Consider the following 23,546-nt stretch of genomic DNA (forward strand, 5'->3'; position numbering starts at 1 on the left):
TCTCAGCGATGGGGGTTCAGAACATGGACAAGCCACACGTCACGAGGGAACGGCGAACCGAGCGAGCCCGGCGGACCACATGTCCGGCCACAACCGCACAAGCACGCGAAGACATGCGCGAGTTCTTCTCGGAGCTGTCGCCCGCCCCCACACCGGAGTGCGCCGACAACGCGGTCCTGGTGGTCTCCGAACTGGTCACGAACGCACTGCGGCACGCGGGTGGTCTCACCGCCCTGAGTCTGGCCGCGGACCGGTCCACACTGGAGATCAGCGTACGAGACCCCAGCCAGGCACCGCCGCGCGAGCGCCCGCCGGACCTGGACGGGGGCGGCGGTGGTTTCGGCTGGGTACTGGTGCGCTTCCTCTCCCGCTCGGTCACCGTCAAGCCCTCCGGGCAGGGCGGCAAGAACGTGCGCGCCGTCCTCAGCCGCTGATGATCTACGCTCCCGCGATCCTGTTCCTCCTCGCGTTCTGCGTCGGCGTCGTGCGGGAGCGCCGTCGTTTCAGCAACGCCGTACTCCTGGGCCTCACCGGCGTATTCGCCCTCTCCGCCTGGCTGGTCGAACTCACCCGGGACGACGCACCGTTGGGCAGATCCGTCGTCATCGGTCTCCTCGCCCTCGCAGCGCTGGGCATCGTCGTCCTTGCCGGGTTCCTGGTGTCCAACGGTGTGACCATGATCCGCAAAGAGGGCCGGAGTCCTGCGAATCTTCTGTCACTTCTGGCAGGAATCGCACTCCTGGGGCTGCTCGTACTGCTGGTTCTCGCACGTGTGCTGCACACCCGCACGCTGCTGATCGCAGCGGGAACAGCCGTCGCATTGACGGGATACGTTGCTTTCCTCTTCCTCTGCTTCATCGTGTACGCATTTCTCTACGGACGGCTGCACCTGTACCGCAAGGCGGACTACGTGGTGGTCCTGGGCTCAGGACTCGTGGGCGGCTCCACAGTGCCGCCGCTCCTCGCAAGCCGTCTGGAGCGGGCCCGTGCCGTCCACTCCAGGCTCTCCGTACGAGGAAGGCCACCCGTCCTTCTCACCTCCGGCGGCCGCGGTCCGGACGAGGAGATCCCGGAATCCCATGCGATGGCCGACTATCTCGTGGAGCGCGGATTTCCACCCGCGCTCGTCGAACGCGAGGACCGTTCGGCAACGACCGAGGAAAACCTCAGGTTCACCAAATCCATGATGGAAAAGGCAAATCCGGATTACCGTTGCGTGATTGTCACGAATAATTTCCACGCGTTCCGAGCGGCAGTGACAGCACGGCGAGTCGGCGTGCGGGGTCATGTGGTGGGCTCTGCCACGGCCTCGTACTTCTGGCCCAGCGCGATGATCCGCGAGTTCGTCGCGATCTTTCTCGCCTACCGGCGCACCAACCTCGGCATGTGCCTCGCTCTTCTCGTCGGCGGCACGGTCATCTGGTGGATCCGCTGAATCCTGGCGAATCCACCGGCCTCCAGGGAGGTCAGACCTCGCGCCAGCGGGCGTTGGCCCAGGAGAAGATCCCGAAGGCGATGAGGCCGACCGCGATCAGCACCAGCGCCCAGGGGCCCGCAGGGGTGTCGGTGAAAGAGCGCAGAGTGTCGTCCATGCCCTTGGCCTTGCCGGGCTTGTGCTGTACGGCCGCCACGACGGCGAAAGTGCCCGCAGCCGCGAAGACGATCCCGCGGGCCGTCCCGCCGAACACCCCGAGGAAGACGACCGCCTTACGGGCTTTCTGGGGTATCTCGGACATCTTCAGGTGCTTCTCGAACTTGCGCATGACGGCCCGCACCGCGATCCACACACCGGCCGCGGCCACCGCGATTCCGGCGACGGAGACGATCCACTGCCCGCCGGGCCAGTCCAGCGCCTTGGCCGTGACGTCCTGCGACTGCTTGTCGGAGCTTCCGCTCCCGCTGCTCTTGTCGCCGGCCGCGTAGGACAGGACGGAGTAGGAGACGAATCCGTAGAAGACACAACGGCCTGCCGCCAGTGCCCTCTTGCTCGCCTTGTCGCCATCGGGGCCCGCTTGGCCGAACGCGGCCTCGGACAGCCGCCACAGGGCCATGCCCGCCAGGGCTGTGCCGAGCAGCCACAACAGAACGGTGCCGAAGGGTTTCTGGGCGATCTCGGCGATCGCACCGCCCCGGTCCGCCTGTTTGCCACCGCTGTCGGAGAAGGCGATCCGCAGGGACAGGATCCCGATCAGTGCGTAGATGACCCCGCGGGCGACGAAGCCCGCACGGGCCGCGACCGCGACCGCCGTGCTGTTCGCCGCACGCCGGGCATGTCCTCGTGCTGTTGCCGATCCAGTAGCCATGGCTGCCGTGTGCCCCCGCACGGCGATGCAACCCCGGAACCGGCTCACCTCTTTGTCTTCAGGGGTCAACGTCCAGCAGAACTGACGTGTCGGGCCGCCGTGGCCGTGGCCAGGACGCGGTGCAGGACGGGGACGGGGATGGCCGGGTTGGTGACCGCCACGCCTGCCGTGTCGCGGTTGTGCAGCAGCCCGGCCAGGACGCGGGCCGGCAGCCGCGGATTGCGTATCACGGTGCCGCGGACGTGGGCGGCCGGGTCGTTCAGCAGCCGCACCGCATCGGCCGGTGACAGCCCGGGGTCTTCGGCCGCGCGGCAGCGCACCTCGGCTTCGGGGTCGCGGGCCAGGCGCGCGACGTCGGCCGGTGTGGACTGCGGATCGTCCAGGACCAGGCGGCGCATCCGTCCGCTGGGGTCGTCGGCGTAGCGCAGCAGGCCGGTACGGGGGAAGTTGGGGTGGCTGCGGGGGCGGTCGGGGTGGCTGAGGCTGCCGTCCCACCAGCGCCAGACCTCCAGCAGCAGGTCAGCCGGCGCGTCGTCGCACGATTCGGCGAGGAACAAGCGCACCACCCGGTCCTCGTCCCGCGCCAGACGCCTCACGACGTCCGGTGGGAGATGCTGGGCACGGGCCACGCTGCGGCGGACGAGCGGATGGGACGACGAGGCCAGGCGGCGCATCGCGTCGGTGTCGCCGTGCAGGTCCGCGACCCAGGGCAGGGTGTGCGACGCCGACGTCGGGTCGAAGTCGTAGGGCACCTGGGCGCGTTGCTCCTCGGTGACGTCGGGGCGCAGCGCCACCGCGGAGCGGATGTCGTCGTGCGGGTCTTGAGCCAGAACGGCGATGCCGCGCACGCTCAGGCCCGGGTTGGCTGCCAGCACCCGGCGTACTTCCGCGTCACTGCCCCGGACCAGATCCGCCTCCAACTCGGGCTCGAAGCGGCACCGTTCGAGTGCAAGCCGCTGGGTGGACAGCGCGGCGAAGACCATGCGGGGCATGGGGGTGCCTGTGTGGTGGGCGAGCAGCGCCGCCGTTCGCACCGTGTTGTCGGTGTCGGCCAGCAGCCGCTCCTGCAGCGGCTCGGAGAGGTCCTCCCACCGGGCGCAGGCTGCCGTCCGTACCCGGGGATCGGCGTCGGCGGCGAGGCCGGGGAGGTGGTGTGCGGGGAGCTCCAGGAGTTCGGCGGCCAGGGCGCGGGACGGCCCGGCGAGGAGGTCGTCGTACAGATCCGCGGGAAGTTCGGCGCCCCAGGCGCAGGCCTGTTCGGCCCAGAGCACGCGCCGCCTCGGCGACGGTTCGGCGCGGACCAGGCGTACCCACTGCCCGGACGTGAGCTTGGGCCGGAAGGTGTCGGCGGGCCTGGAACGTACCTGCGGATCGGGGTGCGCAACGGCGGCGTCGAGGACGGCGGGCCGGTCACAACCGTGCAGGAACCCCTCGTCCACATCCAGCAGTTGGATCAGCAGCTCGTCCGGTGCGGCCGGATTGGACCCGATCCCCTCCGCCCAGTGCAGCGGCCACGCAGGCCGGTCCGGCACCGCCGCCCACACCTCGGCGCGCTCGGCCTCCGTCTCGCGCCCGGCAGCTATGGCGGCCCCCTCCAACCGCTCCGGGAGGCGGTCGACGGCCGTCACCCGCGGCCCGTCCGCGCATGGCACGTCCGCCAGCAGCACCTGCCCGTCGAGGGAGAGCGCCACGAACCCGGGGTCGCCGGTCAGCCCCGGCACGCCGCCACCGACGCAACGGACCCGGATCCACCAGGAGTCGTTCCCGCCGATCCGATGCCCGAGGACAGCCACCAGGAACTCGCCGTCGGCATCGGGAAGGCGGCGCCACCAGGCGGCGTCGAGCGCTTCTCGGGTTGCGCCGTCCGGCGCCGCGATCCCCCGTGCGATGCGCCAGGCGGCCTCCGGCGGAAACAGGCCGCCCGGGTGCACATCCTCGACGACCGCGAGCCCGGCGCGGACGAGCAGTTCCTGGAGTCCCTCTCGGTGCTGCACCCGGTCATGATCCCCGCCGGCTCTCGGCGGGACAATGCCCGCAATACTCGCGCGTGCGTCGGTCGTATCGGATCCCGCTCCCGGCCGCCCCCGTCGATCAGTGGTCGTTGTTCACGACGTGCGTGACGTCCCCGACCGGGCCCGAGCCGGACTTGGTCAGGTACATCCGGAACCTGATGTTCACCTCGGGCAGGTTGTGGAAGGCGATGCCGTCGCCGGCGTTGGCAGTCTGCACGTCACCGGCGCCCGACGCCTGCAGCGTGTACAGGAGTTGACCCGTGCCGTCCATGTAGACACCGAGGACGACGCTGTAGCCGTCGGCGTCGTAGTCGGTCAGGAAGACGTAGTCGCCGTGCTCGGCGAAGCACAGGCGTCCGCCCTGGTCGACCGAGCCTATCGAGTCCGACTCGTCGGTGTACCAGACGTGGTCGCAGTCGACGGCCTGCGCGGGGGAGGCGGCGACAAGGGTTCCGGCGGTGGCGACGAGCGCCGCCGCGCCGACGGTGAGCAACTTCTTCACGCGCATGAAGTGGAACCTTTCGAGCGGAGGGGATCCGGATCGGCCGGTGGGCCGGACAAATGAGGATGGACGGCCCGGCCGATTGGCATGATCTTGCCAGGCGCGGCGGAATGAATCTGCGTCGAGGGCTCGTCAAGATGGCCGGGGGGGCGGCCAGTTGCTGACGAGTGCGCGGGTCAGTGGCCAGGCAGGCTAGTTTGCTCGGATGAGTCTCCTTGATGATGTGGCCGAACGCGACGGCTGGCGATGCTGGGTGTGCGACGAACCGGTCGACCCCGACGAGTCGGTCAACGACCTGCGGGGGCCCAGCGTCGACAGCCGGACCGCCGACCGCAAGGCCAAGGTCGCCGAGCGGCTCGCGCACCGCGGATGCAACTCTCGCAAGGGCGCGGTCAAGGTGGTCATCGCCTGGCCGGACCGCCTGTACGTGGTCGAACCCGCGCCGCTGATCACCGTTGCCGCGAGGCTGGAGCGCAAGGGGGGCCGCGAGATGGTGGGCCGTTGTCCGACCAGGCGCGACGCCCAAGAGGCGGCGGATTGGCTGGTGGACCGGTTCTCCCGACTCGTACCGGGACTGCCGGTGACCGCCGACATCGAGGCGGGCGGCGGCCAGTTCCTCGTCATCCTGTCCACCGGCCGCCGCTGACCACCCATCACCGGCGCACGCTCGCCAGTACGCAGGTGGAGTTGGAGTAGCCCCAGGAGGTGCCCGGCCCGAAGGTGGGCCGGGCACTTTGGCGATCCTCACCAGCGATTCCCGTGAAGACCTCGGCGATCCACCCACGCCTTCGACCGCCACCCGCCGGACAGCTCCCGGATCAGGTGCGTACGAACCTGCCCTTATCCCTGGCGGAGAATTTCTAACACGTGGTAGGTATTTCGTGGACGGTTACCGCGGATCGACGAAAGGGACGAGCGTGGAGAGCATCACCAAGAACAGGCAGTCGCCCTCGGTGCTGCGCGCCATGATCGAGCGCGCCTACGGAGCAGAGCAGGTCCCGGCCGGGGACGGATGGGTGAGCGAGCTGGGGCACGGCTGGTTCAACGTCGCCTATCGCATCCGCCTGAGCGACGGCGCCGAGGTCGTCCTGAAGATCGCCCCGCCGCCCGCGGTGGAGGTGATGACCTACGAGCACGGCGCCATGTCGATCGAGCTGACCACGCTGGAACTGCTGCGCGCACGGACCACCGTTCCCGTCCCCGCCGTCGACTTCGCCGACCAGAGCCGCGAACTGTGCGACGCCGACTACTTCTTCATGCCGTACGTCGACGCCGACAACCTCGGCATCATCGCCGAGACGCTTCCCACGACCGAGCACGACGCCTTGATGGAGCAACTCGGTGCGGCCACCCGGGAGATCAACTCCATCCGCGGGCAGCACTTCGGCCCGCTGGCCGGGCCCGGCCATACCACCTGGCGACAGGCGTTCACCACGATGACCGAGAACGTACTCGTCGACGGCGAGCGCCGCGGAGTCGACATCGGCTGGGAGTACGACACCGTGCGCGCGGTCCTGGCCGAACACGCCGGCAGCCTCGACGAGGTCACCGAACCCCGCCTGGTGGAGTGGGACCTTTGGGCCGGCAACGTCATGGTCCGCGACGGCAAGATCGAGTGCATCATCGACCACGAACGCGCCTTCTACGGCGACCCGTTGATCGAGGCCGGCTTCACCGGCACCCAGATGTCCGCCTTCGGCGACCCGGCACCCTTCATGCGCGGCTACGGTCACGGCGAGCTCACCGCGACCGAGCAGACGCGCCGCCGCCTCTACTGCCTGTACCTGGTGCTGATCATGGTCATCGAAACCGTGTACCGCGGGCACACCGACACCCAGCAGTACGACTGGGCGCGCCTCCGCCTCGACGAGGCCATGGCTCTGCTCGGCCGCCCCCGCAAGTGACCGCCGCGCAGGCGACGGCCGTCACCGACCACACGACCAGGCTCGGCACCGACCCGGTGGGCCGACTGCTGTGGCGCGCCTGCACCCAGACCACCGCCGCGGTCGGCGTGTACGGCATCTACGCCCTCACCAACGCCTGGTTCGTCGGCCGCGGCGTGGGCGACACCGCCATGGCCGCGGTCAACCTGGTCGCCCCGCTCCTGCTGCTCCTCGGCGCGGTGTCCACCACCGTCGGCGCGGGCGGCGCGTCCCTGGTCTCCCGTGCCCTCGGCGCGGGGGACCACCGGGCCGCCGCCCGTGCGGCGGGCAACTCCTTCGCCCTGTTCTGGATCTGCGCCGCAGTCACCACCGCGCTCGGGCTGACCTTCCTGGACCCGCTGCTCAACCTGCTCGGCGCCACCGGTGAACTCAGCGCGACCGCCCGCCCCTACGCCACCGTCCTGCTCTGCGGGGCCCTGGTCTCCACCGGCTTCTCCAGCCTGGTGCGAGCCGAAGGCCGCATGGGATTCTCGACCCTGCTGTGGCTCGTGCCCGTCGCAGTCCAGATCTCCCTCGACCCACTGCTCATCTTCGGATGCGACATGGGTGTACGGGGCGCCGCGCTCGGCACCGTCGGCGGCCAGGCCGTCTCCGCGGCGATGAGTCTGTGGTTCTTCTTCGTCCAGACGCGTCGCCCCTACCGCATCGGCCTGCGGGACCTGTTGCCCCACGGCCCGACGCTGCGAGCGCTGCTGGGCGTCGGCCTGCCCTCGTTCCTGGCAGGAACCGGTGTCACACTCCTGGCTGTCCTCGTCAACGCCACCCTCGCGGCCACCGGTTCGGCCACCGCGCTCGCCGCCTACGCCGTCTGCGCCCGCCTGCAGACGTTCGTGATGATGCCGCACACAGGCATCAGCCAGGGACTGCAGCCCATCGTCGGCTACAACAGCGGGCGCGGGCTGCCCGGCCGTGCCCGCAAAGCCCGCAACTACGCCCTTCTCGCCTCCGTGCTGTACGGCCTGATCACAGCCGCCGCCCTCGCCGTGCTGGCCAGGCCCCTCGCCGCCCTGTTTCTCAACGATGCCGACACCGTCACCATCGCCGGACAGGCGCTGCCGATCATCGCGATCGGGCTCACCGTCGCCGGAATCGGCCCACTGGTAGCGGCCTACGCCCAATCACTGGGCCGCCCGTCACCCGCGTACCTGATCTCCATCGGCACCCTGCTCCTGATCAAGGTTCCCCTGATCGCCGCCCTCGGCCCACTGGGCACCACAGGCGTCTGGACCGCACTGGCCGCCGGTGAAGTCGCCACCGCAGCAGTCGCCCTCCTGCTGCTGCGACGTCTGCACGGCTCTACGCCGAAGGCTCCCTGAGGAGCTGCTCCACGTGGGAACGCAGCACCCCGGCCATGTCCACCTCACCCGGACTTGTCAGCCACTGCACCTGCAACCCGTCCATCAGCGCCACGAATCCGGCCGCCGCCACCCCGGGATCCACCCCGTCCCGCAACGCCCCCTGGTCCGCCAGCTCCCGCAAGGCACGGTGCACATACTCCCGCGTCGTCCTGTAGTGATCCCTGAAGTACAGGTGCGCGGGATGGTCCCCGGCGATCGCCTCCGCCGCGAGACGCACGTACAACTCCACCATCCCCGGATGCCGGGCATTGTGATCGGCCAGATCGACCAGATGCTGGACCACCGCCCTGGGCGAGTACGCCTTCGGTCCCAGCCGCGCGGTGTCCTCCTCGTCCCGGCGCTCCAATACCGCCGCCAACAGCGCCTCACGGCTGGGGAAGTAGTAATGCAGGCCCACGTGACTGATCCCGGAACGCTTCGCGATCTCCCGCAACGAGGCGCCTTGGTACCCCACATCCGCGTACACCTCAACGGCCGTCGTCACGATCTGCTCACGGCGGGCGCGCCCCTTCGCGTACCCGCGCGGTGACGCGGGCGCCTTGACTTCCCCATCAGACATACCGCCATCATCGCAGCGGCGGCGATCAGCCGCGTTCCCGGCAGACCTGGCGCAGGGCCGTGATGCTGTTGAGAGCCGCAGGGGGTGTCACCAGCGGCTGGCTGGTGGAAGAGCGCCGGAGCCTCTGGCGGCGGAGGTCGGACAGACCTCGGCCGCCAGAGGCTGGGCCGTAGTGCCAGTGTGCCGGGTGAGTCCTACTTGAGCGCGTACGCCCGGGTGATGGTCTGAACGGTGCGGTCGCCCGCGGAGTCCCAGACCTCGGTCTTCAGGGTTACGTACCCGCTGGTCTCCGCCAGTTCGGGGTGCTTGACCACGACCTGGAAGGAGTGACTGCCCTTGCGCAGGACGGTGGTGGGCTTCCAGGTGGCGCCCTCGTCGTACGAAACCGAGACCTTGGCCCCGGCCATGGCGGAGTTGCCGCCGCTCCAGCCCTTGGCCCGGCCACCGTCGACGGCGAAGACGAACGCCCGGCCGGCGGGTGCCTGGTTGAGGACGTCGAGCGGCATGCGGTAGTCGATCGTCACCACCGGCAGGGACTCGCACAGCGTTGCCGCGGGCAGCACGCCCGTGTCGCAGTCCTTGACGGCCATCGCGGTCGGTGCGGCCGAGGTGAAGTTCCACTCGGTGTGGACCTTGCTGCCCAGGGTGACGCCTGGGTAGTCCGTGGGACGGGACACGTCCTGGACGAAGGTGTACGGGGCCTTCTGCGGGACCATCAGCTGGCCGGTGTCGGTGATCTGCTGGCCGTCGCGGAAGAAGGTCCAGGCGGCGACCGGTCCGTTGACGAGTTGGTGTGCGGGTTCGGCGTCGCCGCCGGCGGAACTCGTGGTCCGTACCCAGAGGTTGCTGCGGCAGAAGGCGCAGACCGCAGGATCGTCCACCGACGGGTGCATCGGCGCGGCGAGCCAGTCCTTCTGGAAGGACCTGCCCGGCGTGGGGTAGGTGACGGCGGGTTCCGTCATGTACGCGGAGGACAGGATGCTGGGACTGACGGCCTGTGCGTAGGCCAGGTCGGGGCTCGCCAGCACGTAGTCGTCCATGCTGCCGCCCATGGAGACGTACTGCGAGGCCTTGAACGATGTCGGCTGGTGGGGGCTCCAGACGTTGAGCGTCTCGTAGCCGAGGTGCCTGGTCCGGTCGGCGTGGTAGGTGCTCCGGACCTTCACGAAGTCTTTGGCACTCACGGTCTTGGCCAGGCTGTCGGGAATCCGGCCGTCCGAGGCGAACTGTGCGGAGTACGTGTAGCCGGATTCGAGGACGCCGGTCAGCGCGACGGTGACCCTGCCCTTGGCGAGCATCGCGAGCAGGGCGCGGCCGCTGTCGTAGTCGGTGTCGGTGACGGGGATGGGCAGGTCCGCGGCGATCGTTCCGCCGACCAGCGGATTCGCCTTGGTGGGTGTCACGAGCACGGCCACTGCCCCTGCGGCTGCGGCACGTACGACCTGGGCGTCCACGGCATCCAGGTCGGCTGCGGAGATGAGGACTGCCTTGCCGGCGGCGTGGATCTTGGCGAAGTCCTCCGCCGTGCCTTCCCCGGCGTCGACCAGTTGCACCTTCTCCGTACCTGCGAAGCGCAGGCCGAGGGCCGATCCGGCCACGGGGATGCTGGTCCGCTCGGGGCTGGTGACCGACACCTGGAGCAGCGGCTGGCGCTCGGTGAGGTAGCTGTACGTCCGCAGCGCGCCGGTGGTGGCCGTCTGACTGGGGATGACTCCGACCCCCCTCTCGGCCCCGTTGAGCAGGCCGGCCGAGCCGAAGAAGTTGCTGTGGCCCCCGGCCCCGTCGTCGCGGGAGATCATCGTCATGTACGAGGACCGCTCCAGCGGCCGCTTCTCGCCGGTGACCCTGAGGGTGGCGTCGGTCGCGGTGGTGCCGTCGACCGTCTGGGTCTGGTCCTGGTGGGTGACGCCGATGTTGGGCAGGGAGAAGAGGTCCTCCGCGTAGACGCGCGTGGGTTCGCCGGGAACAGCGGTGTACACCGCGCCCTCGATCGAGTACTGACCCACCGGCATCGTGAACGTCGTGCTCGTCTGTCCGCCGTACACGTACACCTGCTGCCAACTGTCGTTGTCGATGCCGTGGATGGTCAGGTTGGCAATGTACGGGGCATTGCCGAAGCGGTCCTTGATGTTGACGGTGACATCGTGGTGCTCGACGTCCCGCTTGAAGGCGACCGGGGTGTGCACCGTCTCGCCGCTGCCTGCGGTCGCTGAGATGTACCCGGTGTACTGCTGCGGGGCCAGCCCGTTGGGGTCGAGGGTCACGGTGACGTCGGCGCTGCCGCCGGCAGGCACCGTGAGCTTGCCGCCGCTGAGACTTGCGCCCGACAGGGTCACGGCGCCGTCGGCCGGGGCCGCTCCGCTGCTGTCCGCGATCGTGGTGGCGACGTTCAACGTGGTGTCGGCAGAACCGGAGTTGAGGAAGGTCAGGGTGCGGGTCTGCGAGGAATACGTGCCTTTCTGCCAGGCGATCAGACCGAAGTCGGCCCGGCCCGACAACCCGAGCGTGGAGTCCACCGCTGCGGGGACGTCGACCCGGCCGTGACCCTGCTGGAAGGGGGTGTAGGAGGCGGAGACCTTGGAGTGGGCGGTCAGGGAGTCCTTCAGCTGCCGGCCGGTCCAGGCGGGGTGGCGCTGGGCCAGGATCGCCGCTGCGCCGGCGATGTGCGGGGTGGCCATGGAGGTGCCGCTTGCCGAGGTGTAGTACTGGTTCACCGGGGTGCCCATGGTGGTGCCGGCCGCACGGGCGGCGACGATGTCCACTCCCGGTGCGGTGATGTCCGGCTTGATGGCGTTGTCGACCAGCCGCGGACCGCGGCTGGAGAAGTCCGCCAGTGCGTCGGACCCGTCCACGGCGCCGACCGTGAGCGCGGAGTCGGCGATGCCGGGGGTGCCGAGGGTCGACGTGCCGGGCCCGGCGTTGCCGGCGGCGATGGTGAACAGGGTGTGGGAGGAGGCGCTGAGCGAGTCGACGGCCTGGCTGAGCACGTCCCCGCCCGGGGCGGCGGTGCCTCCGAGGCTCATGCTGACGATGTTGGCGTTCTGCGCGACCGCCCAGTCCATTCCGGCGAGGATGTCGGCGAAACTGCCCTTGCCGGCGTTGTTGAGCACCTTGCCGATGAGCAGGCCGGCGCCGGGGGCCACACCCTTGTACTTGCCGTCGGAGTTGGCGCCGTTGCCCGCGATGATGTCCGCGACGTGAGTGCCGTGGCCGAAGCCGTCCTGGACGGTCTGTCCGGCAACGAAGCTCTCGCTGGCCGTGATGCTCGGCGCGACATCGGCGTTGGTCAGGTCGACCCCGGTGTCCAGCACGGCGACCTTCACCCCCTTGCCGTTGTAACCCTCGGCCCACGCCTGCGGCGCGCCGATCTGCGGCACGCTCCGGTCGAGTGAGACCTTCGCTTTTCCGTCGTACCAGACCTTGGCCACCCCGGCGCTTCCGGGCATCGTGGCCGGGGTGCCGGCCTTGGCCGCACCGGCTCTTCGCACCGGCTTGACGGCCTGCCAGAAGCTCTTCGCCCTGGACTTGTCGATGTCCACAGAGGTCATGCCCAGCTCGGGCATGGCCCTCTTGGCGCGGGCGTTCGGCAGGCGCTTGGCGTCCTGGTTCAAAGCGGCCGGGGTCGGTTTGCCCTGGAACTCGACAATGGCGGGCAGTTGGGCGTCCTTGGCGTCGCCGTACCCGTCCTTGAGCATCTGGGTGACGTTGAACAGCTCGGGGTCCACGGTGCCGGCAGCGATCGCGGTCAGCGCGTCCTCGGGATAGACGTACACGTCGCCGTGCCGGCCGCTGGTGATCTGGAACTGCTTCGAGGTGCCCGCCTCGGAGACGACGTCCACCAACTGCTTGCCCCCGGCGTCGGCCGTCACGGCGACGGTGTCCCCGGTGATGAGGGTCAGCCTCGCCCCGGCTGCGGTCGGCGACTGCGCGGTGGACAGCGGGACCGCCGCAGGCGGCGACGCCGTCGCGATGCCGGGCAGGGCTGTCAGCGACAGGGTGAGGGCAAGTGCCGCCCCGACGGCGGCGGTTCGTCCTATTCGGTCGGTGGAGATATGCACAAGGATCCTCTCGCGGGCGGAACTGGTGAGACGTACACAGGTGGCGCCGAAGGCGGGTTCATCGCGGCCGACGGGCTGACGTGTGGGTCTGCTGCGGTGGAAGTGAAACGCATCCACCGCAGCGCCGGGGGCTTCGCACCAGGCGTAACGTCGCCAATGACGAGTTTTTGCCACACGCGGTGGGGGACGACGATCATGCTCGAGGTACTCGGTGTCGATGCGGAATCAGAGACCCTCTACGCCGCGTTGCTCACCGCGCGGCCGACCGCGCCCGACGACCTGGCCTCCGCCACCGGGCTGTCACCGGCCCGGGTGCGCGTGGCGCTGCGCCGGCTCCAGTCGTCCGGACTGGTGAGCCGCCGGCCCGGCCGCCCGGTCACCTACGTGGCCATCGATCCCGAAGTCGCCCTGGACGGGCTGCTGCTGAGCGGGCAGGAACAGCTGCACCGAGCCAAGGTCCGCGCCGGGGAGTTCGCCGAGCGGTTCCGTGAGGCGGTGACCACCCGCGACCCGGCCGCCCTCGTCGAGATCGTCACCGGCGCCGACGCGGTACGCCAGCGGGTCGACCAGGCCGTACGCGGTGCCCGCCACCAGTTGCGCGGCTTCGACAAACCGCCGTACTACCCGGGCCCCCTCTACGCGAACGAACCCGAACTCGAGTTGCTCGCCCGCGGTGTCACCGTCCGCGCGCTGTACGACTCGGACGGCATCAACACGCCCGATCGGCTGAGCGTTCTGCAGATGTGGGCAGCCGCAGGTGAACAGGCCCGCGTGCTCCACGACGTTCCGACGAAGATGGCCCTGGTCGACGACAGGATCGCGATCCTGCCGCTGAGTTCGGGCTCGGGTCCGGACCCGAGCCCGTCCTTTGTGGTCCTGCACCGCTCAGCGGTGCTCGACGCACTGTCCGCACTGTTCGAGACGCTGTGGGTGGTGGCCCTGCCGTTCGGTCTCGACGACACGGAGAGCACCGACCCCCACAGTCTGTCGTCGGAGGAGCGCCTGCTGATCGGCCTCCTGACAGCCGGACTTCCGGACGAGGCCATCGCACGGCAGACCGGTGTCAGCTACCGCACGCTGCAACGACGTCTGCACGCGCTGATGGAGCGGGCGCACGCGCAGACACGCTTCCAACTCGGCATACACGCCGCAGCACATGGATGGGTGGCCCCACCCGTGCCCCCGCACGGGGACGCAGCACCGCCGGGGCCCGAGGACGGGACGCCCGCCACCGGGGTGAACGAAGAGGCCATGGAGTGATCGCGCGGTCCCCGCGCCGAGGTGAATCGCCCCGAGGTTGACGGATACATCGACCACCCATCAACCGAGGAAGCTCAGCCGGACCTGACGGTCGATATTGTCCTGATTCGTGTCGACCAGGCAGACCGACTGCCACGTGCCCAGTTCCAGCCGGCCGCCGATCACAGGCAGCGTCGCGTGCGGGGGTACGAAGGCGGGCAGGACATGGTCCCTTCCGTGGCCCGGGCTGCCGTGGCGGTGGCGCCAGCGGTCGTCGGCGGGGAGCAGGGTGTGCAGCGTGGCGAGCAGGTCTTCGTCGCTGCCCGCTCCGGTCTCCAGGACGGCGATCCCGGCTGTCGCGTGTGGGACGAACACATTGAGCAGGCCGTCGCGGCCCGCCGCCGCCTCGCGGAGGAACTGCTCGCAGTCGTGGGTCAGGTCGGTCACGGTCTCGGACCGGCCGGTGGTGATGTTCAGGACGCGGGTGGTGAAGGAGTCGGACATGCGGTTCATTCTCGCGCGGTCCCGGCCCCGTCCAGGGGACGAGACGCCATTGACCGGGCACGGGCCGCTCGCTAACTTCGGCGCCATGTTGCGTTCAGTGCTGCTCACCACGCGCGGTCATATCGACCTGCTGCGGGTGGCCTCTGCCGCGTGTTGTCTCCGCGGATTCTGACGCCCCCCTCGCACTTTCTTCGCTCTTTTCTTCTACGGAAGAGGCTTCGCCATGTCCGTGCATCTGCACTGGTTCCTGCCCACCGGCGGTGACGGCCGCACCCTGGTCGACCGTCATGCGTACACCGACGGAGGGATCACGCGTTCGCAGATCACTCCCACCGCCGGGGTGCGCGCTCCCGACATCGAGTATCTGGCTCAAATAGCCAAGGCCGCCGAGCAGTTGGGCTTCGAGGCGGTGCTCACGCCGACCGGGACCTGGTGCGAGGACGCCTGGCTGACGACGGTCGCGCTGGCCCAGCACACCGAGCGGCTCAAGTTTCTGGTGGCGTTCCGCCCTGGAGTCATCTCGCCCGTGCTCGCCGCGCAGATGGCGGCCACGTACCAGCGGATCACCCGTGGGCGGCTGCTCCTGAACGTGGTGACCGGCGGGGACTCCACCGAGCAGCGGCGGTTCGGGGACCATCTGGACCACGACCGGCGTTATGCGCGCACCGCCGAGTTCCTGTCGGTGGTGCGCGGCGCCTGGGGCGGCAAGCCGTACGACTTCGACGGGGAGCACTTCCAGGTGGAGGGCGGGCTCACCGCGCTTCCGCCGGACCCGCTGCCGGAGATCTTCTTCGGCGGCTCGTCCGCGGCGGCCGGGCCTGTCGCGGCCCAGCACGCGGACGTCTATCTGACGTGGGGCGAGCCGCCCGCCCAGGTGAAGCAGAAGATCGACTGGATCCGGGGGCTGGCCGAGGAGCGGGGGCGGACCGTGCGGTTCGGCATCCGGATCCACACCATCTCCAGGGACTCGGCGCGCGAGGCCTGGGCGACCGCGGACCGGCTGCTCGGCGATCTGGACGCCGAGACCGTGGCGGCCGCGCAGCAGGCGCTCGGCAAGAGCGAGTCGGTGGGACAGCAGCGGATGCTGGCGCTGCACGGCGGGTCGCGGGACAAGCTGGAGATCGCGCCGAATCTGTGGGCGGGCGTAGGGCTCGTGCGTGGCGGGGCCGGAACCGCGCTGGTGGGGAGCCACGGCGATGTCGCGGACCGGATCGAGGAGTACCACGCGCTGGGCATCGAGCACTTCGTGCTCTCGGGCTATCCGCATCTGGAGGAGGCCTACTGGTTCGGGGAGGGCGTACGGCCCGAGCTGGCCGCCCGCGGGCTGCTGCCTTCCGGCTGAGGCTCCCGTACGGGAAGATCCAGGACTCCGACGCTGTTGGTAGAAGCGTGAACAACTTCGGGGCGCGAGACATCGATGTGGTCGTGATCGGCGCCGGACAGGGAGGTCTGTCCGGCGCCTACCATCTGCGGCGCACGGGCCTGGAGCCCGGCCGCGACTTCGTGGTGCTCGACCATGCGCCGCGGCCCGGGGGCGCCTGGCAGTTCCGCTGGCCCTCGCTGACGTACGGCAAGGTGCACGGGATGCACTCCCTGCCCGGGATGGAACTGGAGGGCGCGGACGGGCTCCGCCCTTCGTCCGAGGTGATCGGGGAGTACTTCACCGCGTACGAGGAAGCCTTCGATCTGCGGGTGCACCGGCCGGTCGAGGTCGCCGCCGTACGCGAGGGAGAGGGCGGGCGGCTGCTCGTCGAGACCTCGGAGGGGAATTACGCGGCGCGGGCGCTGATCAATGCGACGGGGACCTGGGACCGTCCCTTCTGGCCGCGCTACCCGGGCCAGGAGACCTTCCTGGGGCGGCAGTTGCACACCGCCGGCTATCCGGGGCCCGAGGCGTTCGCGGGGCAGCGCGTCGTCGTGGTGGGCGGCGGGGCCTCCGGCACGCAGCACCTGATGGAGATCGCGCCGTACGCGGCCGCGACCACGTGGGTCACCCGCAGGCCGCCCGTGTTCCGCGAGGGCCCCTTCGGCGAGGACGCGGGGCGGGAGGCGGTGGCGATGGTCGAGGAGCGCGTGCGGCGGGGACTGCCGCCGCAGAGTGTGGTGTCGGTGACCGGGCTGCCCGTCAACGACGCCGTACGGCAGGCGCGCGACGAGGGCGTTCTCGACCGGCTGCCGATGTTCGACCGGATCACCCCGCACGGGGTGGCCTGGGACGACGGCCGCACCGTCGAGGCGGACGTCATCCTGTGGGCCACCGGCTTCCGTGCCGCGATCGACCATCTCGCGCCGCTGAAGCTGCGCGAGCCGGGCGGCGGCATCCGCGTCGAGGGCACACAGGCAGTCCGGGACGAGCGGATCCACCTGGTGGGATACGGCCCTTCGGCGTCCACGATCGGCGCCAACCGGGCCGGGCGGGCCGCGGTGCGCGACATCCGGCGGCTCCTCGCTCGCACGCCCGCCCTCGTCTGACGCCTCTAACTCCGGGCGCTCTTCTGGTTGTTGTTGAACTCCCGGACGTTCTTCTGCTGCTCGCTGTAGCTGTCGGTGAAGCGCGTGTCCCCCGGCGCGACCGTCACGAAGTACAGCCAGTTGCCCGGCGTCGGACTGATGGCGGCGTTCATGGCGTCCTGCCCCGGGTTGCCGATCGGCGTGGGCGGAAGGCCTTTGTGCTCGTAGGTGTTGTAGGGGCTTTCGATCTTGGTGTCACCGGTCGTGGTGTCCAGGGTGGACCGGTTCAGCGCGTAGTTGAGGGTCGAGTCCATCTGCAGGGGCATGCCCTGCGCGAGGCGGTTGTAGATGACCCTGGAGACCTTGCCCATGTCCGCGATGGTGTCCGCCTCCGCCTGCACGATGGAGGCGATGACGACGGTCTGATAGACCGTCACCTTGTTGCGCTTCGCCCCTTCGGTGATGTGATCCGCTCCGAAGTGCTGGTTGGCGGTGTTCACCATGTACGTGAGCAGGCCGGCCGGGGTCGTCTGCCCGTCGATCGGATAGGTCGCCGGGAAGAGGTACCCCTCGGGGTTGCCCTTGGCCTCCGGCGGCAGCTTCAGGCCCGCCGTCGGCACGGCCTTCTGCGTGGTGCCGGGCGCCACCCCAAGGGCCTTGTCCGAGGCCGCGTAGACCTGACTGGCGCGCCAGCCCTCAGGGACGAGCAGGGTTCCCGTACGCCCGCTGCCGCCTCCACCGACCAAGAGCGCGACAGAGACCGCGACGGCCACAACGGCCACCGCGCCCGCGAGAAGGATCAGTCGGCCGCGGCGCGTGAGTCGGGGCTTGTCGTTCGGCATGCGGGCAACTTATCCCGCCATACCGACCGAATACGGCAGCCGGACGCCCGGCGGAGTCTCCGCGAACAGACGAACAGGGGATCGGTTGTTCGTCAGAACGCGTGATCGTCCCAGAAATCATTGCCCAACTCCCCTGCTGCGCATGATGCTTACGGTGCGCAAGCGACGGGCTGCAGACCGTGATTGCGCAGTCCCACTGATGAATCATGCACAAGGAGAACGCACCACCATGAACTTCCTCACCAACCTGCTCGCCGGCATCGTCCACTTCGTGGGTTGGCTCGTCTGACCGTAGTCCCGACCGGCGCCGTCGTTCCCCGTCCCACGGGAGCGGCGGCGCTGTCATGTGCGGAGCCCCGAGCCGTCAGGCAGCCGTCGTCAGTTCGCTGTCGCGGCGCACCAGGGCCGCGTACCGCCCGCCCAGGGCGAGGAGTTCCTCGTGCGTACCGCGCTCGGCTATGTGCCCGGAGTCCAGGACGACGATCTGGTCGGCGTCGCGCACGGTGGAGAGGCGGTGCGCGATGGTGATGGTCGTCCGGCCGGCCGAGAGCCCGTCGATGGCCTGCTGCACCGCGTGTTCGGTACGGGTGTCCAGCGCGCTGGTGGCCTCGTCGAGGATCAGTACCGGCGGATCGCGCAGGATCGTACGGGCAATGGCGAGGCGCTGCTTCTCGCCGCCGGAGAAGCGGTAGCCGCGCTCGCCGACCAGGGTGTCGTACCCGTCGGGCAGCGAGGCGATGTGGTCGTGGATCTGCGCCGCCCTGGCCGCCTCCTCGAGCTCCTCGTCGGTGGCGTCCGGCCTGGCGAAGCGGAGATTGTCGGCCACGGAGGCGTGGAAGAGGTAGGTCTCCTGGGAGACGACGCCCACGGACCGCGCCAGGGTGTCGAAGTCGAGGTCCCGTACGTCGACGCCGTCCAGCGTGACGCGGCCGCCGGTCACGTCGTAGAGCCGCGGCACCAGATAGCTCAGCGTGGACTTGCCCGATCCGGTCGGGCCGACCACGGCCAGGCTGCCGCCCGCGGGGACGGTGAGGTCGATCGCGTCGAGCGTCGACCCGTTCTTCTCCTCGTAGTGGAACTCGACGTCCTCGAAGCGGACTTCGCCCTTCGCGCGGTCGAAGCTGACCGGGTCGGTGCGCTCGGTGATGTCCACGGGCAGATCCAGGTACTCGAAGATCCGCTGGAAGAGGGCGAGCGAGGTCTGGATGTCGACACCGGTCGACAGGAGGCTCACGGCCGGGCGGAAGAGGCCCTGCTGGAGCGAGACGAAGGCGACGAGCGTGCCGATCGAGACCGAGGGTCCGCCCGTCTGGAGCGCCAGACCGGCGGCCCAGTAGATGACGGCGGGCATGGCGGCCATGACGATGCCGATGGTCGACATCCGCCAGCGTCCGGCCATGCTGGAGCGCACTTCGAGGCCGACGAGGCGCTCGGACTCCTCGGCGAAGCCCTTGGTGAGCGAGTCCGCGCGGCCCATGGTCCGGCCGAGCAGGATGCCGCTGACCGACAGCGATTCGGTGACCGTCGCGGCCATCGCGGCCATCTGCTTCTGCCGCTGCGTGGTGATCCGACGGCGCTCCCGGCCTACACGGCGGCTGATCCAGACGAACACCGGCAGCAGGAGCAGCGAGACGACCGTGAGCCGCCAGTCGAGCGCGAGCATCGCCACGACCGTGGCGATGACGGCGGTGAGGTTGGAGACGAGGGACGTCGCCGTGGAGGTGACGGTCGCCTGCATCCCACCGATGTCGTTGGCGATGCGGGACTGCACTTCTCCGGTGCGGGTCTTGGTGAAGAAGGCGAGCGGCATCCGCTGCAACTGGGCGTAGACGGAGGTGCGCAGGTCGTGCATGACGCGCTGGCCGACCGTCGTGGAGATCAGGGTCTGCAGTACACCGAAGACGCTGGTGACGACCGCGGTCACGATCATGCCGAGGGCGAGCAGGCTGAGCAGTCCCGTACGGCCCTGCGGAATCGCGACGTCGAGGATCTCGCGGAGCAGGAACGGGGAGGCGACCGAGACCAGCGACGAGGCGCCGACCAGCAGGCCGACGAGCGCCAGGCGGGCTCGGTAGGGGCGGAAGAGACGGAGGATCCGCCGCACCTCGGCGGGCGGCTGCGTTCCGTCACGGGGCGGGGGTGTCCAGTCGGGTCGATCGGGCTTCATGGGCTCCCTCATCAGGGGTGAGACGACTAAGATTTTGAGAGCATAGCTCATTGTTACCTATACTCACAATGCACTAGGTCCTGATATTGTTCCCGGCATGAGCATTCCCAACGCCGACGCCGACGGCGTGCTGGCCGAGCAGCTGCTGCGCCTCACCCGCAGACTGCACCGCGTCCACAAACAGCATCTGGAGCCGGTCGGCATCACCCCCGCGCAGTCCCGCCTGCTGCGCACCGTCTCGCACTACGCGGAGCCGCCCCGGATGGCGGACATCGCCGCCCGTCTGGAGGTCGTGCCGCGTGCCGTGACCAGCCTGGTGGACGCCTTGGAGGAGGCCGGCCGGGTCCGCCGCGTGCCCGACCCGACCAACCGCCGGGTGGTGCGCATCGAGCTCACCGACGAGGGCCGCACCACCGTGCGGGCGCTGCGCAACGCGCGCCGCGGGGCCGCAGAGGAGATCCTGGCCCCACTGTCCGCCGATCAGCGCGAGGTGCTCGGCGGGCTGCTGTCCGCTCTGGTCGATGGATCACTGGAGCACCGCTGCTGAGGGGACTGTGCGCAGATGCCGCTGCTCGAGCCGAAACCCGGAGCTCTCCGCCCGACGACCAGCGAGGGCCCTTCACCCGACCGGGTCACCGACGGCCGGGCGGCCGGCACGCCCGAGCCGCTGGCCCGCGAACTGACGGCCCTCCTCGGCCCGGAGAAGGTGCTGACCAAGGTCTCGGACCTCGTACGGTACGCATCGGACGCCAGCCCCTACCGCTTCGTCCCGCAGGTCGTCGTGATCGCCGAGTCCGTCGCCGACATCTCCGCGGTCCTCGCGTACGCGCACAGCAAGCGCCGTGAGGTCGTCTTCCGGGCGGCGGGCACCTCGCTGAACGGGCAGGCGCAGGGCGAGGACATCCTCGTCGACGTACGCCGCCACTGGGCCGGCATCGAGGTCCTGGACGACGGCGCGCGGGCCCGTATCCAGCCGGGGACCACGGTCGTACGGGCCAATGCCACCCTCGCCCGGCACGGCCGCATCCTGGGCCCCGACCCGGCCAGCGCCATCGCCTGCACCCTCGGCGGAGTGGTCGCCAACAACGCGTCGGGCATGACGGCGGGCACCACCCGCAACTCCTACCGGACGCTCGCCTCGCTCACCTTCGTCCTGCCGAGCGGCACGGTCGTGGACACCGCCTCCCCGACCGCCGACGCCGATCTGGCCAGAACCGAACCGGACCTCTGCGCGGGTCTGCTCGCCGTCAAGGCGGAGATCGAGGCCGACGCGGAGCTCACTGACCGCATCCGCGCCAAGTACGAGATCAAGAACACCAACGGCTACCGCCTGGACGCCTATCTCGACGGATCGACCCCCGCCGAGATCCTGCGCGGGCTGATGGTCGGCTCCGAGGGCACCTTCGGCTTCATCTCGGAGGTCGTCTTCGACACCCTCCCGCTGAACCGGCTGGTCTCCTCCGCGCTGCTCTTCTTCCCCTCCCTGCCCGCCGCGGCCGCCGCCGTCCCGCTCTTCAACGAGGCCGGCGCCATCGCGGTGGAGCTGATGGACGGCAACACCCTGCGCGCCTCGGTGAGCGTGGAGGGCGTGCCCGCCGACTGGGCCGAGCTGCCCAAGGAGACCACCGCGCTCCTGGTGGAATTCCGGGCACCCGACGAAGCGAGCCGCAGGACGTACGAGGAGGCGGCGGCGCGGACGGTCGCCGGGCTCGAACTGGTCGCGCCCGTCGCGTCGGTGACCAATGAGTTCACCCAGGACGCCAAGACCATCGCCGGGTACTGGAAGGCCCGCAAGGCCTTCGTCACGGCGGTCGGCGGCGCCCGCCCCTCCGGTACGACGCTGATCACCGAGGACTTCGCCGTACCGCCCTCGCAGCTCGCCGACGCCTGCACGGCCCTGATCGAGCTGCAGACCCGGCACGGATTCGACGCGGCGGTCGCCGGTCACGCTGCGCACGGCAATCTCCATTTCCTGCTCGCCTTCGACGCGGCGATCCCCGAGGACGTGGAGCGGTACGGATCGTTCATGGAGGACTTCTGCCGCCTCACCGTCGAGCGGTTCGACGGCTCGCTCAAGGCCGAGCACGCCACCGGCCGCAACATCGCACCGTTCCTGGAGCTCGAATGGGGCCCCAGGGCAACGGAGTTGATGTGGCGTACGAAGCAGATCATCGACCCCGCCGGGATCCTCGCCCCGCGTATCGTCCTCGACCGCGATCCCCGGGCGCATCTGCGCGGCCTCAAGACCATCCCCAAGGTCGAGCTGGTCGCCGACCCCTGCATCGAGTGCGGCTTCTGCGAACCGACCTGCCCCAGCCACGACTTGACCACCTCGCCGCGCCAGCGGATCGTGCTGCGCCGCGAGATGATGCGCCAGCCGGACGGTTCACCGGTCGAGGAGAGCTTGCTCGAGTCGTACGGGTACGACGCCGTCGACACCTGCGCCGGTGACTCCACCTGCAAGCTCGCCTGCCCCGTCGGCATCGACACGGGCGCGATGATGAAGGACTTCCGGCACCGCAGGCACACCCCGCGCGAGGAGCGGATCGCGGCCCTCGCCGCCAAGAACTTCAAGACGGTCGAGAAGTCGGCACGCCTCGCGGTGGCCGCCGCCGACAAGATCAGCGACCGGCTGCTCGGGTCCGTGACAGGCCTCGCCCGCAAGGCGATCCGCCCCGACCTCGTCCCCGAGTGGCTGCCGGAGATCCCGGGCGCGGCGGCCCGGACACTCCCCCGCACCCCGCGCGCGGGCGCCACCGCCGTCTACTACCCGGCCTGCGTCAACCGCATCTTCGGCGAGCCCGCCGGATACCGCGGCCCCTCCCTCCCCCAGGCCGTGGTCCTGCTCGCCGAGCGCGCCGGAAAACCGGTCTGGATCCCCGAGGACGTCACGGGCACCTGCTGCGCGACCATCTGGCACTCCAAGGGGTACGACGAGGGCAACACCGTCATGGCCAACCGGATCGTCGAAGCGGCCTGGGGCTGGACGGGCGGCGGCCGGCTGCCCCTGATCGTGGACGCGTCGTCGTGCACGCTCGGCATCGCGCACGAGGTCGTGCCGTACCTCACCGACGACAACCGCGCCCTCCACGGCGAGCTGACGATCGTCGACTCGATCGTCTGGGCCGCGGAGGAGCTGCTCCCCGAGCTGACCGTCGTCCGCACGGCCCGCTCGGCCATCCTCCACCCCACCTGCTCCATGCAACACCTCGGCGACGAGGGGCAGTTGAAGGCGGTCGCCGAGGCCGTCGCGGACGAGGTCGTCGTCCCGGACGACCTCGGCTGCTGCGCCTTCGCGGGCGACCGCGGCATGCTCCACAAGGAGCTCACCGCCTCGGCCACCGCGAAGGAGGCCGCCGAGGTCACGGCCAGGGACTTCGAGGTGCACCTCTCGGCCAACCGGATGTGCGAGGTCGGCATGGACCATGCGACGGGCCGCAGCTACTTCTCCGTCCTCCTGGAGCTCGAACGGGCGACGCGCCCCGGCCCCGACTACCTCCGGCGCAGCTGATCGCCGGACAAATCAAGGGAGTTAAGTCCAAGGGTTCGTAAACAAGAGTCCAAATCTCTCCCTTGCGCAACAGCAGCCTCAACCACCAAGGTCCTGA

17 protein-coding genes and 1 pseudogene are annotated in these 23,546 nt (G+C 69.8%); 10 read left to right on the plus strand and 8 right to left on the minus strand.

All coding sequences use genetic code 11. From position 1 onward, the window contains the following. Positions 1–113: 113 nt before the first annotated feature. Both OG707_RS02495 and OG707_RS02500 read left to right on the plus strand, forming a co-directional pair. On the plus strand, positions 114–434 hold the full coding sequence (locus OG707_RS02495) for an ATP-binding protein (RefSeq protein ID WP_443071256.1): 321 nt from the start codon (positions 114–116) through the stop codon (positions 432–434). Next, complete coding sequence (locus OG707_RS02500) at positions 431–1,435, plus strand: YdcF family protein (protein ID WP_329127586.1); 1,005 nt, start codon at positions 431–433, stop codon at positions 1,433–1,435. Before OG707_RS02495 ends, OG707_RS02500 begins: the two co-directional genes overlap by 4 nt. A gap of 31 nt (positions 1,436–1,466) precedes the next feature. Here OG707_RS02500 and OG707_RS02505 read toward each other — a convergent pair whose 3' ends face one another. The 3 genes from OG707_RS02505 to OG707_RS02515 form a co-directional block, all read right to left on the minus strand. After that, entirely contained in the window at positions 1,467–2,303 is an 837-nt protein-coding gene (locus OG707_RS02505) for a DUF1206 domain-containing protein (protein ID WP_329113833.1), read from the minus strand. Between the two features lie 65 nt (positions 2,304–2,368). Next, the gene (locus tag OG707_RS02510; protein WP_329113835.1) at positions 2,369–4,297 is read right to left on the minus strand and encodes a hypothetical protein; all 1,929 of its coding nucleotides are present in this window, start codon (positions 4,295–4,297) and stop codon (positions 2,369–2,371) included. A gap of 97 nt (positions 4,298–4,394) precedes the next feature. Next, positions 4,395–4,823 (minus strand): hypothetical protein, encoded by a 429-nt coding sequence (locus OG707_RS02515; protein WP_329113837.1) that lies wholly within the window; start codon positions 4,821–4,823, stop codon positions 4,395–4,397. A gap of 199 nt (positions 4,824–5,022) precedes the next feature. On the opposite strand from OG707_RS02515, the gene OG707_RS02520 reads away from it, so the two are divergent. From OG707_RS02520 to OG707_RS02530, 3 genes are all read left to right on the plus strand, one after another. Next, complete coding sequence (locus OG707_RS02520) at positions 5,023–5,463, plus strand: hypothetical protein (RefSeq protein WP_329113839.1); 441 nt, start codon at positions 5,023–5,025, stop codon at positions 5,461–5,463. A gap of 271 nt (positions 5,464–5,734) precedes the next feature. Beyond that, the gene (locus OG707_RS02525; protein ID WP_329113841.1) at positions 5,735–6,721 is read left to right on the plus strand and encodes a phosphotransferase family protein; all 987 of its coding nucleotides are present in this window, start codon (positions 5,735–5,737) and stop codon (positions 6,719–6,721) included. Next, the gene (locus OG707_RS02530) at positions 6,718–8,076 is read left to right on the plus strand and encodes an MATE family efflux transporter (protein ID WP_329113843.1); all 1,359 of its coding nucleotides are present in this window, start codon (positions 6,718–6,720) and stop codon (positions 8,074–8,076) included. The genes OG707_RS02525 and OG707_RS02530 overlap by 4 nt, the downstream gene beginning before the upstream one ends. On the opposite strand, the gene OG707_RS02535 is transcribed toward OG707_RS02530, so the two are convergent. Both OG707_RS02535 and OG707_RS02540 read right to left on the minus strand, forming a co-directional pair. Next, entirely contained in the window at positions 8,057–8,677 is a 621-nt protein-coding gene (locus OG707_RS02535) for a TetR/AcrR family transcriptional regulator (protein ID WP_329113845.1), read from the minus strand. The genes OG707_RS02530 and OG707_RS02535 overlap by 20 nt on opposite strands. A 194-nt stretch (positions 8,678–8,871) precedes the next feature. Beyond that, complete coding sequence (locus OG707_RS02540; protein WP_329113847.1) at positions 8,872–12,735, minus strand: S8 family serine peptidase; 3,864 nt, start codon at positions 12,733–12,735, stop codon at positions 8,872–8,874. Between the two features lie 195 nt (positions 12,736–12,930). On the opposite strand from OG707_RS02540, the gene OG707_RS02545 reads away from it, so the two are divergent. After that, a complete protein-coding gene (locus OG707_RS02545) occupies positions 12,931–13,995 on the plus strand; it encodes a helix-turn-helix domain-containing protein (RefSeq protein ID WP_329113849.1) in 1,065 nt (354 codons plus the stop codon). A gap of 60 nt (positions 13,996–14,055) precedes the next feature. Here the strand turns inward: OG707_RS02545 and OG707_RS02550 are convergent, their stop codons facing one another. After that, positions 14,056–14,478, minus strand: coding sequence for a secondary thiamine-phosphate synthase enzyme YjbQ (locus OG707_RS02550; protein ID WP_329113851.1), 423 nt, complete (start codon positions 14,476–14,478; stop codon positions 14,056–14,058). Between the two features lie 223 nt (positions 14,479–14,701). On the opposite strand from OG707_RS02550, the pseudogene OG707_RS02555 reads away from it, so the two are divergent. After that, a pseudogene (locus tag OG707_RS02555) lies at positions 14,702–15,808 on the plus strand (LLM class flavin-dependent oxidoreductase); the annotation flags it as partial. A gap of 59 nt (positions 15,809–15,867) precedes the next feature. Further along, on the plus strand, positions 15,868–16,950 hold the full coding sequence (locus tag OG707_RS02560) for an NAD(P)-binding domain-containing protein (RefSeq protein WP_329113853.1): 1,083 nt from the start codon (positions 15,868–15,870) through the stop codon (positions 16,948–16,950). 5 nt (positions 16,951–16,955) lie between these two features. Here the strand turns inward: OG707_RS02560 and mltG are convergent, their stop codons facing one another. Both mltG and OG707_RS02570 read right to left on the minus strand, forming a co-directional pair. Then, positions 16,956–17,771, minus strand: coding sequence for an endolytic transglycosylase MltG (gene mltG, locus OG707_RS02565; RefSeq protein WP_329113855.1), 816 nt, complete (start codon positions 17,769–17,771; stop codon positions 16,956–16,958). Between the two features lie 364 nt (positions 17,772–18,135). Further along, the gene (locus tag OG707_RS02570) at positions 18,136–19,938 is read right to left on the minus strand and encodes an ABC transporter ATP-binding protein (RefSeq protein WP_329113857.1); all 1,803 of its coding nucleotides are present in this window, start codon (positions 19,936–19,938) and stop codon (positions 18,136–18,138) included. 97 nt (positions 19,939–20,035) lie between these two features. Between OG707_RS02570 and OG707_RS02575 the strand changes: the two genes are divergently transcribed. Then, the gene (locus tag OG707_RS02575) at positions 20,036–20,485 is read left to right on the plus strand and encodes a MarR family winged helix-turn-helix transcriptional regulator (protein ID WP_329113860.1); all 450 of its coding nucleotides are present in this window, start codon (positions 20,036–20,038) and stop codon (positions 20,483–20,485) included. Positions 20,486–20,500: 15 nt separating this feature from the next. Then, the gene (locus OG707_RS02580; RefSeq protein WP_329113862.1) at positions 20,501–23,449 is read left to right on the plus strand and encodes an FAD-binding and (Fe-S)-binding domain-containing protein; all 2,949 of its coding nucleotides are present in this window, start codon (positions 20,501–20,503) and stop codon (positions 23,447–23,449) included. Positions 23,450–23,546: the final 97 nt, after the last annotated feature.

It is taken from the genome of Streptomyces sp. NBC_01465, assembly GCF_036227325.1.
Classification (GTDB): domain Bacteria; phylum Actinomycetota; class Actinomycetes; order Streptomycetales; family Streptomycetaceae; genus Streptomyces.

Coding starts and splice junctions, on each gene's coding strand:
- OG707_RS02570 (WP_329113857.1), bottom strand. CDS start 19,938: ATGAAGCCCGATCGACCCGACTGGACACCCCCGCCCCGTGACGGAACG.
- OG707_RS02535 (WP_329113845.1), bottom strand. CDS start 8,677: ATGTCTGATGGGGAAGTCAAGGCGCCCGCGTCACCGCGCGGGTACGCG.
- OG707_RS02550 (WP_329113851.1), bottom strand. CDS start 14,478: ATGTCCGACTCCTTCACCACCCGCGTCCTGAACATCACCACCGGCCGG.
- OG707_RS02495 (WP_443071256.1), top strand. CDS start 114: ATGCGCGAGTTCTTCTCGGAGCTGTCGCCCGCCCCCACACCGGAGTGC.
- OG707_RS02520 (WP_329113839.1), top strand. CDS start 5,023: ATGAGTCTCCTTGATGATGTGGCCGAACGCGACGGCTGGCGATGCTGG.
- OG707_RS02515 (WP_329113837.1), bottom strand. CDS start 4,823: ATGCGCGTGAAGAAGTTGCTCACCGTCGGCGCGGCGGCGCTCGTCGCC.
- OG707_RS02505 (WP_329113833.1), bottom strand. CDS start 2,303: ATGGCTACTGGATCGGCAACAGCACGAGGACATGCCCGGCGTGCGGCG.
- mltG (WP_329113855.1), bottom strand. CDS start 17,771: ATGCCGAACGACAAGCCCCGACTCACGCGCCGCGGCCGACTGATCCTT.
- OG707_RS02575 (WP_329113860.1), top strand. CDS start 20,036: ATGAGCATTCCCAACGCCGACGCCGACGGCGTGCTGGCCGAGCAGCTG.
- OG707_RS02545 (WP_329113849.1), top strand. CDS start 12,931: ATGCTCGAGGTACTCGGTGTCGATGCGGAATCAGAGACCCTCTACGCC.
- OG707_RS02580 (WP_329113862.1), top strand. CDS start 20,501: ATGCCGCTGCTCGAGCCGAAACCCGGAGCTCTCCGCCCGACGACCAGC.